Annotated in this window: 12 protein-coding genes; 11 read left to right on the top strand and 1 reads right to left on the bottom strand. The window is 30.2% G+C overall.

Annotated elements, in window-relative coordinates; translation table 11 throughout:
* Nucleotides 1–9 precede the first annotated feature (9 nt).
* The 6 genes from rlmN (at nt 10) to ACRC28_RS03320 (ending at nt 6115) form a co-directional block, all read left to right on the top strand.
* Nucleotides 10–1041: a 23S rRNA (adenine(2503)-C(2))-methyltransferase RlmN gene (rlmN, locus tag ACRC28_RS03345; protein ID WP_438542039.1), complete on the top strand. Its 1032-nt coding sequence runs from the start codon at nt 10–12 to the stop codon at nt 1039–1041.
* Between the two features lie 12 nt (nt 1042–1053).
* The gene (locus ACRC28_RS03340) at nt 1054–1764 is read left to right on the top strand and encodes a Stp1/IreP family PP2C-type Ser/Thr phosphatase (RefSeq protein WP_438542038.1); all 711 of its coding nucleotides are present in this window, start codon (nt 1054–1056) and stop codon (nt 1762–1764) included.
* Between the two features lies 1 nt (nt 1765).
* Nucleotides 1766–3850: a Stk1 family PASTA domain-containing Ser/Thr kinase gene (gene pknB, locus ACRC28_RS03335; protein WP_438542037.1), complete on the top strand. Its 2085-nt coding sequence runs from the start codon at nt 1766–1768 to the stop codon at nt 3848–3850.
* Nucleotides 3851–3960: 110 nt separating this feature from the next.
* Nucleotides 3961–4827 carry a ribosome small subunit-dependent GTPase A gene (gene rsgA / locus ACRC28_RS03330; RefSeq protein ID WP_438542036.1) on the top strand — a complete coding sequence of 289 codons (867 nt, stop codon included), beginning with the start codon at nt 3961–3963 and terminating at the stop codon, nt 4825–4827.
* Complete coding sequence (rpe, locus tag ACRC28_RS03325; protein WP_438542035.1) at nt 4827–5477, top strand: ribulose-phosphate 3-epimerase; 651 nt, start codon at nt 4827–4829, stop codon at nt 5475–5477. Before rsgA ends, rpe begins: the two co-directional genes overlap by 1 nt.
* Nucleotides 5477–6115, top strand: coding sequence for a thiamine diphosphokinase (locus tag ACRC28_RS03320; RefSeq protein WP_438542034.1), 639 nt, complete (start codon nt 5477–5479; stop codon nt 6113–6115). Before rpe ends, ACRC28_RS03320 begins: the two co-directional genes overlap by 1 nt.
* A 221-nt stretch (nt 6116–6336) precedes the next feature.
* Here ACRC28_RS03320 and rpmB read toward each other — a convergent pair whose 3' ends face one another.
* The gene (rpmB, locus tag ACRC28_RS03315) at nt 6337–6528 is read right to left on the bottom strand and encodes a 50S ribosomal protein L28 (protein ID WP_438542033.1); all 192 of its coding nucleotides are present in this window, start codon (nt 6526–6528) and stop codon (nt 6337–6339) included.
* 200 nt (nt 6529–6728) lie between these two features.
* Between rpmB and ACRC28_RS03310 the strand changes: the two genes are divergently transcribed.
* From ACRC28_RS03310 to coaD, 5 genes are all read left to right on the top strand, one after another.
* On the top strand, nt 6729–7079 hold the full coding sequence (locus tag ACRC28_RS03310) for an Asp23/Gls24 family envelope stress response protein (RefSeq protein WP_438542032.1): 351 nt from the start codon (nt 6729–6731) through the stop codon (nt 7077–7079).
* Nucleotides 7080–7090: 11 nt separating this feature from the next.
* A complete protein-coding gene (locus ACRC28_RS03305) occupies nt 7091–8725 on the top strand; it encodes a DAK2 domain-containing protein (RefSeq protein ID WP_438542031.1) in 1635 nt (544 codons plus the stop codon).
* A 78-nt stretch (nt 8726–8803) separates the two neighbouring features.
* Nucleotides 8804–10828, top strand: coding sequence for an ATP-dependent DNA helicase RecG (gene recG, locus ACRC28_RS03300; protein WP_438542030.1), 2025 nt, complete (start codon nt 8804–8806; stop codon nt 10826–10828).
* A gap of 77 nt (nt 10829–10905) precedes the next feature.
* The gene (rsmD, locus tag ACRC28_RS03295; RefSeq protein WP_438542029.1) at nt 10906–11466 is read left to right on the top strand and encodes a 16S rRNA (guanine(966)-N(2))-methyltransferase RsmD; all 561 of its coding nucleotides are present in this window, start codon (nt 10906–10908) and stop codon (nt 11464–11466) included.
* A gap of 2 nt (nt 11467–11468) precedes the next feature.
* A complete protein-coding gene (gene coaD, locus ACRC28_RS03290; RefSeq protein WP_438542028.1) occupies nt 11469–11954 on the top strand; it encodes a pantetheine-phosphate adenylyltransferase in 486 nt (161 codons plus the stop codon).
* Nucleotides 11955–11960 lie beyond the last annotated feature (6 nt).

Genomic DNA, 11960 nt, shown 5'->3' with positions numbered 1-11960 from the left:
GGAAAAAACATGAAGAATTTATTAGATTATAATATGGAAGAATTAAAAACCTTCCTTACTCAAAATGGAGAAAGTGCATTTAGAGCAAAACAAATTTTTTCTTGGATATATAATGGGGTATTTTCATTTGATGAAATGAAAAATATACCAAAATCATTAAAAGAAAAATTAAAAGAAGAATTTGTTATTTACATACCTGAAGTAGTAGAAGTTTTTAATTCTAATGTAGATGGAACAAAGAAAATGTTACTAAAATTAGATGATGAAAATTTAATTGAATCAGTAATCATGAAGTATAAGCATGGAAATACTATTTGCGTTTCAACACAAGTTGGATGTAGAATGGGATGTAAGTTTTGTGCATCTACAATAGATGGAAGAGTTAGAAACTTAACGTCAGGTGAAATATTAGGGCAAGTTTTAAGAGCTACTGAGGTAGAAGGCGAAAGGATTTCTAATATAGTATTAATGGGAAGTGGGGAACCACTAGATAATTATGAGAATGTAATTAAATTTTTAAAAGAGGTTAATAGTGAGTATGGACTTAATATAGGTCAAAGACATATAACATTATCAACTTGTGGATTAGTGCCTAAGATACGAGAACTTTCAAAAGAAGGGTTAAATGTAACTCTTGCAATATCATTACATGCAACTAGTGATGAAAAAAGAAGAGTAATAATGCCTATTGCAAACAAATATTCAATAGATGAAATTTTAGAAGAGTGTAAAAATTATATACTCGAAACAAATAGAAGAGTAACATTTGAATATTCATTAGTAAAAGATGTTAATGATGGGAAAGAAGATGCAAAGGCTTTAGGTAAACTTTTAAAAGGAATTTTATGTCATGTTAACTTAATCCCTGTAAATGAAATAAAAGAAAATACATTTAAGAGATCTTCAGAAAAGACTATAAGTGAGTTTGCAAAAATCTTAAAAGATGCAGGAATAGAAGCCACTGTTAGAAGGGAAATGGGAACTGATATAAATGCAGCTTGTGGGCAACTTAGAAGAAGCTATATGAAAAATAAAGCTTAAGGAGTAAGTGTTATGATAGAGTATAAAAGTGATGTGGGATGTACTAGAAGTTTAAACGAAGACTATTGTGGCTTGTATGAGGTCGAAAATTATGGAGTGTATGTTGTGGCAGATGGCATGGGTGGACATAATGCGGGAGAGATTGCAAGCAAGATGGCAGTAGAAAAAGTTATTGAATTTATTAGAGATACAATAGATGTACATTTAGAAAAAAGCTTGAAAATAGCAATTGAAAAAGCAAATGAAGAAATTTATAATTATGCTAAACAAACTGATGAATTGCAAGGAATGGGAACTACTATAACAGCGTTGTTAAGATTAGGTAAAAAAATAGTAATTGCAAATGTAGGAGATAGTTCTTGTTTTGGATTTACTGAAGGAAGAATGATTAAACTAACAAAAGATCATTCTCTTGTACAACAATTAGTTGATATAGGAAGCATTTCTTATGAACAAGCAAAAAAACATCCAAATAGAAATATAATAACAAGAGCACTAGGAACTGACTTAGATCTAGAAGTAGATACGTTTGTATTTGATGAATGTGAATATGAAAGATATTTACTTTGTACAGACGGGCTTACAAATGAAGTAAGCGATGAAGAGATAAACAAAATACTCATAGAAGAAAAAGACAATCCTTGCAATAAATTAGTAGAAAAAGCAAAAGAACATGGAGGCAAGGATAATATAACTGTGATGTTGTTTGGAGGAGATAGATAATATGAATGGGGAAGTGTTAGGCAATAGATATGAGCTTTTAGAAAAAGTTGGCGAAGGCGGAATGGCTATTGTATATAAAGCTAGATGTAATAAGTTAAATAGATTTGTTGCAGTGAAAATTCTAAAAAAAGAATATGCTGATAATAAGGAAATTGTAGATAAGTTTAAAGATGAAGCTATGGCAGTTGCAAAATTATCAGATATGAACATAGTAAATGTATTAGATGTAGGTACAGATGAAAATGAAAATTATATTGTTATGGAATATGTGAATGGGAAAACTTTAAAAGAGCTTGTAGATCAATTTGGAAGACTAAGTTATGATACAGCTATAACTATTTCATTACAAATAGCTAAAGCATTAGAATGTGCACATAAAAATGGGATAGTTCATAGAGATATTAAACCACAAAATATTCTTGTAACAAGTGAAGGTGTAGCTAAAGTTACTGATTTTGGAATAGCTAAATCAGTAGATTCTGCAACACTTACAAACACAAGCACTATATTAGGTTCTGCTCATTATTTTTCACCAGAGCAAGCAAAGGGTGGTTTAGTAGACTATAGAAGTGATATATATTCATTAGGTATAGTGATGTATGAAATGATAACTGGGAAAGTTCCTTTTGATGCAGATTCACCAGTTACAATAGCACTTAAACATATACAAGAAGCACCAATGAATCCAAAAGAATTAAATAGAAGTATGCCAGAAGCTTACGCAACTATAATACTTAAATGTATTGAGAAGGATGTAAATAAAAGATATTCAAATACAAAAGAACTTATAGAAGATTTAAAAAAGATTAAAAATAATCCTAATGCAACATTAGGTGAAGAAAAAACTTATTCTAAAGTAGGTAGTGAAACTATTATAATGGCACCTATTAAAGAAGATGAGATAAAAGAAGCAGAAGAGAAAAATAAAGAATATTATGATGAAGATGAATTAGACGGATATTATGATGAAGAAGAGGATGAAGAGGAAGAAGAAGAGGATGAAAGAAACGAAAAAAGTAGTCGTAAAGAAAAGAAGACTACAAGAAATCTTCTTATTGGGATAGCAGTAGCAGTAATAATTATTGTTGTTGGTGCTGGATCAATGTTTATGTTCCTTAATTCAAAGCCAAAGCAGAAAGTAGAAAATGTTAAAATTTCTAATGTTATTGGAATGACTGAATCAGAAGCACAAACAACTTTAGAAAATCAAGGATTAGTTGCACAATTTAAAGAAGTTGAAGATCCAGCAAAAGCAGGTACTGTTTTAAGCTGTAATCCATCAGTAGGTGCAGAAGTTCAAAAAGGTAGCACAGTACAGGTTACTATAAGTAAAGGTGAAGCCGGAATTGAAATACCAGATTTAAATGGATTATCTCAACAAGAGGCACAAAGTCAACTAAAAAGTTTAGGATTTACTACTATTTTAATTAGCCAAGAAAATAATGATAATGTACCAAAGGGTGATGTTATAGCAGTGACACCACAAATCGGTTCAAAAGCACAAAAGACAACACCTATAACTTTAACAATAAGCATAGGTCCTAAGATTGTAAAACAAAATGTACCAAACGTTGTAGGAATGAGCCAAGGGCAAGCAGAAGAAGCTCTTTCTAATGTTAATTTAAAGGTAAATGTTGTAACAAAAAATACAGAAGATCAAAGTCAAGACGGAAAAGTACTTAGTGTAAATCCAGGGGCAGGATCAAGTGTAAATGAAGGAACAACAGTTACAATAACTGTTGCAAAATACACACCGCCAACAACAGTTACAATACCAAACGTTGTTGGTAATGCAGGGAGTAGTGCAGCATCAGCTTTAGAAAACTTAGGTTTAACTGTTAATGAACAGGAAGCTTCAAGTGAAACTGTAGCCAAAGGAAATGTAATAAGTGTTACTCCGGGAGTAGGCGCAACTGTTAATAAAGGAAGTAGCGTAACTATAGTTGTTAGTACAGGACCTAAAGATGTAAAACCAGAGGGTGAAGGTGATGGTACAAAACCACCAGCATCAGGAGATGGTACAACACCAACTGTAACTCCAAATGCAGTTAAACCACAACAAGACACTGCGAAAAAAGAAAATTAAAGTTTTAAAAGACAATTGAGTTTATTCAATTGTCTTTTATTTTTTAAAAAACTAGAAAAATTTTTCTAAAAGGGGTATATTATAAATGAATAAGATATTTTGGAGGTAGCATGAAGGGAAGAATATTAAAAGGAATAGGCGGCTTCTATTACATAAAAACAGAAGATGAAATAATAGAGTGTAAAGCAAGAGGGAATTTTAGATATAAAGGACTAAAGCCAATGGTTGGTGATGAAGTAGAAATTGCAATTGAAAAAGGTAAGGGAAGAATAGAAAAGATTTATGAGAGAAGTTCAGAGCTTATAAGACCAACGGTTTCTAATGTAAATTTAGCATTTGTAGTTTTTGCAGTTAAGAATCCTGATTTGAACTTTGATTTACTAAATAGATTTTTAGTTTTATGTGAAAGTAATAACATAAGAGCAATTGTATGTTTAAATAAGGTTGATTTAGTAAGTGAAGAAGAAAAAAATGAGTTAAAAGAAAAAATAAATGAAATTGGATATGATGTTTTATTTATAGGAGCAAAGGAAGGCTTTGGATTAGAAAGTTTAAAAGAAGAAATAAAAGGTAATATTACTGTTTTATGTGGACCGTCAGGGGCGGGGAAATCTACCCTTATAAATAAGCTTACTGAAAGAGAGCATATGGAGACAGGGGAAGTAAGTGAGAAGCTAGGTCGTGGAAAGCATACAACAAGGCATAGCGAGCTTATAGAGGTTGAAGACGGGTATATTGTAGATACACCGGGATTTTCAACTTTAGATATAACATTTATAGATAAAGAAGATTTAAAAGAATATTTTCCAGATTTTTATGAGTATAATAATTCTTGCAAATATAGAGGATGTATTCATTATAAGGAACCAAATTGTGCAGTAAAGGAAGCTGTAGAAGAAGGGAAAATAAATAAATTTAGATATGAGTTCTACATAAGAACTTTAGAAGAAATTTTAAGTGGAAGGAAGTATAAATAATGATTAGTATAGCACCATCAATTTTATCAGCAGATTTTGCAAAATTAGGAGAGGAAATAAAATTATTAGATAAATCTAATGCAGAGTATATTCATATAGATGTTATGGATGGAAGCTTTGTACCAAATATAACATTTGGAGCACCAGTTGTAAAAGCTATAAGAAAATATACAAATAAAGTATTTGATGTACATTTAATGATAGAAAATCCAGGAAAGTTTGTAGATGACTTTATTGATGCAGGAGCAGATATAATTACAGTTCATTATGAAGCAGACAGACATATAGATAGAACTATAGGATATATAAAATCAAAAGGTGTGAAAGCAGGAGTTGTTTTAAATCCTGGGACACCAGTAGGGGTATTAAAAGATTTAGTTAAGAACTTAGATATGGTGTTAATAATGAGTGTTAATCCAGGGTTTGGAGGACAAAGCTTTATAGAGTATTCTATTGATAAAGTAAGAGAACTTAAAGAACTTAAAGATAAATATAATAAAGAGCTTTTAATAGAAATAGATGGTGGAATAAAAGAAGATAATATAAAGATCGTGTATGATGCTGGAGTAGATATAGCAGTGGCAGGTTCAGCCGTATATAATGGGGATATTTTTAATAATATAGATACTTTAATAGGGAAGACAAAGTAATGAAAGTTCTTATTGTAACAGGTGGGAATAAGCCAAGTTATAGATTATTAGAGAAGTATGTAGGGTATTCAGAGTATATCATTGGAGTAGATGGTGGAATAAATACATTGTATGAGCATAATATAAAACCAAATCTAGTAGTTGGAGATTTTGATTCAGGGAAAAAAGAAGCTTTAGAATATTTTAAGCGTATGGGGATTGAAACAAAAGGGTATAGTACAGAAAAGGATTATACAGATACTCATTTAGGATATAATATAGGGAAAGAAATGAAGGCTACAGAAATTTATATCTTAGGTGGAATAGGAAGTAGATTAGATCATACACTTGGGAATCTAGGATTATTTTTAACTAGCATAGAAGATAATATAAAGCTTATTATAGAAGATGATAACAACAAAATTTATTTAGGTAAAAAAAATGAAGTGATAAAAAGGGAAGAAGGAAAATATCTTTCTTTTCATGCATTGTCTGATGTTGTAAAAGGATTTACTATAAAAAATGCAAAATATGAATTAGAAGATTATGATTTAAAATTATTAGAGCCAAGAGCAATAAGTAACGAATTTTTAGAAGATAAAGATGTAACTATAGATTTTAAAGAAGGAAAAATATTGATATTAATTACAAATGACTAAATAAAAGTGGAAATAATTTATTTTTGTTGCATATACATATATAGAAATAAATTATTTTATACTTTTAGGAGGATTGTTTATGAAAATAGTAGCAATAAAATTACCAAAATTTTTATCTAAGATAGTTAGATTCTTTAGAAAAAGTAAATAAATACATAAGAAGTTATGTGAAAAATAAAAAAAATGCTTTTGCAAATATGCAAAGCATTTTTTTATTTGAACTATATTGCTCTTTCAACCTTACCAGATCTTAAACATCTAGTACAAACGTGAACTCTTTTTGGTGTTCCGTTAACTAAAGCTTTAACTTTCTTTAAGTTAGGAGCCCAAGTTCTCTTTGATTGACGATGTGAGTGACTGTATTGTACACCTGCAACAACGCCTTTATTACAAATTTCGCATCTTCTTGCCACTTGAAAACACCTCCTTGTTAGTGAAGATAAAATCTCTTCAATAGGACAGAATTCATTGTATCATAATATAATTATAATTTGCAAGTGAATTTTATAAAAAAATATAGAATATTACTTATAAATTAAGATAAATCTTGAATTTAATAGCTTTCTAAGATAAAATATAGATATGATATAGTATAGTATAGGAGGAAAAAGTAATGGTTGGATTTTCAAGAGAAAACGGAAAAGTACATTACTCAGAAGAAGTAATAGCTAAAATTGTTGGGCTATCAACAATGGAATGTTATGGAGTAGTTGGAATGGTGTCAAAAAGTGCCGCAGAAGGTCTTTGGGAATTAATAAGAATAGAAAACTTTAGTAAAGGTGTAAAAATAACTGTAACTGAAGATGAAAAATTGAATATTGAGCTTTTCATTATGGTAGAATATGGGATGAAAATATCTGTTATAGCTAATAATATAATTCAAAAGGTTCGTTATAATATAGAAAACTATACAGGATTAAAAGTATCGTCTATATCAGTAAATGTTCAAGCGGTAAGAGTCTAGGAGGTAAACTAATGGAATTTAAAAAAATAAATGGCCGTGATTTTTATAATATGGTTGTAAATGGTAGTAATAGATTGGCAGAACAAAGCGATTTTGTAAACGCACTAAATGTTTTCCCAGTACCAGATGGAGATACAGGAACAAACATGTCAATGACTTTCAAAGCGGCTGTTAAAGAAATAGAAAATATTCAGTCAGAGTCAATAGGGGAAGTCTCTAAAAAGCTTGCAAAAGGAGCTTTAATGGGGGCAAGAGGGAATTCAGGAGTAATTCTTTCACAAATACTAAGAGGACTTTCAAAAGGACTTGAAGGAAAAGATACAGTAGATTATAAAGGGCTTGCACACGCATTTGAAGAAGGGTCAAAGGCTGCATATAGAGCAGTTATGAGACCAACTGAAGGAACAATACTTTCAGTAATAAGAGCAACAGCAGAAGAAGCAGTAAAATTAGAAGAGCAAGAAATTGTAGCATTTATGGAAAAAATAACGGCAGAAGCTAAAGTGATGCTTGATAAGACACCAGAAATGTTACCAGCTTTAAAGAAAGCTAAGGTTGTTGATTCAGGTGGAATGGGATTATATATCATTCTTGCAGGAATGACAGAAGCTTTAAAAGAAGGAATACAAGCAGAAATTAAAGATATAAAAATAGGTGCTGGTGGTGGAGATGCTACTGGTGCAGGTGCAACTATTGATGCAGATAGCATTAAATTTGGATATTGTACTGAATTTATAATACTTGGAGATGCTAAAAAAGCAAAAGAGTTCCAAGATAATATAGAGTCTATGGGAGACTCTATGATTGTTGTTGGATACGAAGATGTAATAAAAGTTCATATTCATACTAATGATCCAGGTGCAGTTTTAGCTAAAGCAGTTCAGGTTGGAGAATTATCAAAAATTAAAATTGATAATATGAGAGAAGAACATAGAGAGCTTATAGCTAACGATAAAATGAGAGAAGATGCAAAGAAGCAAGAGGAACCAGAAAAGTATGGCTTCATAACTGTAGCTATGGGAAATGGAATTGCAAATATATTTAAAGACTTAGGTGTTAATAGTGTTATAGAGGGTGGCCAAACTATGAACCCATCAACACAAGATATATTAGACTGCGTTGAAAAAATAAATGCAGAAAATATTGTAATATTCCCAAATAATAAAAATATTATAATGGCAGCAGACCAAGCAGCTGAAATCTCAGAGAAAAATGTTGTAGTTATTAAAACTACAAGCATACAACAAGGAATAACACTTTTATCAATGTTTAACAAAGATGCTGAGCTTGAAGAAAACTTAGAAGAGTTAAATGAACTTTTAGAAGCTGTTAAGGTAGGATCAGTGACATATGCTGTAAGAGATACTGAAATGGATGGTATTGAAATTAAAGAAGGTAATATGTTAGGTCTTGTTGAAGGAAAGATAAAAGAAGTTGGAAGTGATAAGCTAGAAGTTGGAGAAAAGGTACTAGAAAACCTTGTAACTGATGATAGTGAGCTTATAACTATCTTCTATGGTGAAGATGTAACAGAAGAAGAAGCGAATAGCTTTGTTTCTAAAATAGAAGAAAAATACGAAGACTGTGATGTTCAATTATATAAGGGTGATCAACCATTATATTATTTATTAATGTCAGTAGAATAGAATGGAAATAAAAGCACCTTTTGGTGCTTTTATTTAATTAAGATAAAAAATATCTAAATAAAAGGAGGGTATAGCATTTTGGATATATTTTTAGGTGTTGAAAATATTAAAGGGATTGGGCCAAAGTCAAAAGAAAGGTTAAATAAGGCAGGGATTTTTACCCTTTTAGATTTACTGTTATATTTTCCAAGAGATTATGAATTTGTAAATGGTAATGAAGCTTTTAAAGAAATAGATGAAAGTGAAAGAAAAATATTAACATGTACTTTTAAAAGATTTAAAGGGAATATGCAAACTAAGAATAGGAAAACTATAACAACTTTAGAATTTGAGTATGATGGTCATATAATAGAAGGTAAGTGGTTTAATCAACCTTATATTAGGAGTAAGTTTAATTTTAATGAAAAGTACAATTTACTCGGAAAGTTTAAAAGTGTTGGAAATAAATTAGAGGTAATTAATCCAATTGTAAGTTCAAATCATTCTTTAGAAAGTGAAATAATTCCTAAGTATGCATTAAGGGGAGACCTTACAAATAATTTTTTAGTTAAGCTTATAGGAGATATTCTAGATAATGTAGAAATAAAAGAAACATTCCCAAAAGAGATTATAGAAAAGTATAAGTTTATATCTTTAGATAAGGCAATAAGGGAAATACACTATCCTAAAACAAAAAATGGATTAGAAATGGCTATTACAAGGCTTAAGTTTCAAGAACTTTTTACATATTCAATGAAGTTACTTCTTTTAAAGGATAGTATAAAAAAAGAAGTAGGAATAAAATATAAATGGACTGACAGATTAAAAGAACTAAAAGATAGTTTACCATTTCCCTTAACAGGAGCACAAACAGAAGTTGTAAGAAACATATTAAGAGATCAAAATTCAACATATCCAATGAATAGATTAGTTCAAGGGGATGTTGGTAGTGGAAAGACTATAGTAGCGCTTATAGGGCTTTTTAATGCTTATACAAACGGATATAAAGGTGTCCTTATGGCACCGACAGAAATATTAGCAAGTCAGCATTATGAAGAAGCTAAAAAAATATATGATGGTTTTGATATAGATGTAGAGCTTTTAACGGGAAGTACAAAAGATAAGGAAAAGAAAAGAATAAAAGAAAGAGCAAGAGAAGAAAAGCCTTTAATTTTGATTGGAACCCATGCGCTTATACAAGAAGATGTAGAAATAAACAATCTAGGTTTAGTAGTTACAGATGAGCAACATAGATTTGGAGTAGAGCAAAGAGCAAGGCTTGTTGGAAAAGGAAAAAAAGCTGATGTATTAGTTATGACAGCAACACCTATTCCAAGAACATTAGCTTTGTATGTGTATTCAGACTTGGATGTATCTGTAATTGATGAATTGCCACCAGGAAGAAAAAAGGTAGATACAAGGTTCTATGAGCAGAATAATAGAGATGCAGGATATAATCTTGCGAGAAGTGAAGTAGATAAGGGAAGGCAAGTTTATATCGTTTGTCCATTAATAGAAGAAAATGAAAAGCTAGAACTGAATTCAGTAGAAAAAATATATGAAGAACTTAAATATGGTGTATTTAGAGGTGTTGATATTGAATTCCTTCATGGAAAAATGAAGCCTAAAGAAAAAGATGAAATAATAGGTAGATTTAAAGATGGAGAAACCAAAGTAATTATATCTACAACGGTAATCGAGGTTGGAGTAAATGTTCCAAATGCAACTGTTATGATAGTTGAAAATGCCGAAAGGTTTGGATTAGCACAACTTCACCAATTAAGAGGAAGAGTTGGAAGAGGTAGCCATGAATCCTATTGTATATTAATAGCAAAAGCAAAAAGTGATAAAACTAAAAAAAGAATGGAAATTTTAGTGGAATCTACTGATGGATTTTATATTTCAGAACAAGACCTTAAAATAAGAGGGTCAGGTGAAATGTTTGGCAGAAGACAAAGTGGAGATGAAAGTTTCATCTTAGCTAATATATATGATGATATGAAAATATTAATTAAAGCTAAAAGTGATGCTGAAGGGATAGTGAAAAATCCAAATTATAATAAACTTATAGAAGAAACAGAAAGAAATATTGAAAATACAGGAAGATATATCTGTTTTAATTAAAAAGAAATGATATAAATTGAGAAAAAATAGGGAATATGATAGAATATTAGATAATAAAACTCTAGGGAGGAAGTAAAGTGAGAATTATAGCAGGAAAAGCAAGAGGGAGAAAGTTATTGTCTCCAGAAACATATGAAACAAGACCAACATTAGACAGGGTAAAGGAAGCTATGTTTAGCATAGTACAAGGATATATCCCAAATGCTTTAGTTATAGATGTATTTGCAGGAACAGGAAGTTTAGGTTTAGAAGCAGCAAGTAGAGGAGCAAAAGAAGTTCATTTAATAGATAAAAGCTCACAAACGTATCCTATATTAAGAAAAAATGTACAAAATCTTAAATTTGAGGATACATGCTTTACTTACAATAGTGACTCTTATGTAGTTTTAAAAACACTAGCGAAAAAAAATAAGAAATTTGATCTAATGTTTATAGATCCACCTTATTGCAAGGAAATGATTCCAGAAGCGTTAAAAATAACTTATGAAAATGGTTTATTAAAAGAAGATGGAATAATAGTAACTAAAATAGATTCAATGGAAGAAATTTATGAAGGTTATGAAAGCTTGAAATTAGTTAGAAACAAAAGATATGGAAATACAACAGTTTGTTTCTATAAATACGAAGAGGTGGAATAAAAATGAAAGTTGCAGTTTATCCAGGAAGTTTTGATCCTATTACAAATGGACATTTAGAAATTATAAAAAGAGGAACGAAAATTTTTGATAAAGTTATTGTAGCTGTATTAATAAATGTAGATAAAAAAGGCTTATTTTCAATAGATGAAAGAATTAAATTAATTAGAGAATGCACAAAAGATTTAGGAAATGTAGAAGTCATAAGTTTTGATGGGATGCTTGTAGATTTACTTAAAGAAAAGAATGTTGGCTATGTCTTAAAAGGACTTAGAAATACAATAGACTTTGAATATGAAAGAAATATGGAAGCGATAAATAGGATACTAAATAAAAATATAGAAACGGTATACCTAATAAGTAGTGAAAAAAATATATGTGTTAGTTCATCAGCGGTAAGACAAATATGTAAGTTTAATGGGGATATATCATTTATGGTTCCTCCATGCATTAAAGAGGATATTGAGAGAAAAGTAAGGATAAAAGATTAGGGGTGG

The organism is Clostridium sp. (assembly GCF_051650885.1).
GTDB lineage: Bacteria > Bacillota > Clostridia > Clostridiales > Clostridiaceae > Clostridium.
Note: the sequence above shows the minus strand (reverse complement) of the source record. Positions and strands in the feature narration are given on the sequence as shown.

Excerpts from the sequence above, each read along its gene's own strand:
- rlmN (WP_438542039.1), top strand. The coding sequence starts at position 10 with ATGAAGAATTTATTAGATTATAATATGGAAGAATTAAAAACCTTCCTT.
- ACRC28_RS03340 (WP_438542038.1), top strand. The coding sequence starts at position 1,054 with ATGATAGAGTATAAAAGTGATGTGGGATGTACTAGAAGTTTAAACGAA.
- pknB (WP_438542037.1), top strand. The coding sequence starts at position 1,766 with ATGAATGGGGAAGTGTTAGGCAATAGATATGAGCTTTTAGAAAAAGTT.
- rsgA (WP_438542036.1), top strand. The coding sequence starts at position 3,961 with ATGAAGGGAAGAATATTAAAAGGAATAGGCGGCTTCTATTACATAAAA.
- rpe (WP_438542035.1), top strand. The coding sequence starts at position 4,827 with ATGATTAGTATAGCACCATCAATTTTATCAGCAGATTTTGCAAAATTA.
- ACRC28_RS03320 (WP_438542034.1), top strand. The coding sequence starts at position 5,477 with ATGAAAGTTCTTATTGTAACAGGTGGGAATAAGCCAAGTTATAGATTA.
- ACRC28_RS03310 (WP_438542032.1), top strand. The coding sequence starts at position 6,729 with ATGGTTGGATTTTCAAGAGAAAACGGAAAAGTACATTACTCAGAAGAA.
- ACRC28_RS03305 (WP_438542031.1), top strand. The coding sequence starts at position 7,091 with ATGGAATTTAAAAAAATAAATGGCCGTGATTTTTATAATATGGTTGTA.
- coaD (WP_438542028.1), top strand. The coding sequence starts at position 11,469 with ATGAAAGTTGCAGTTTATCCAGGAAGTTTTGATCCTATTACAAATGGA.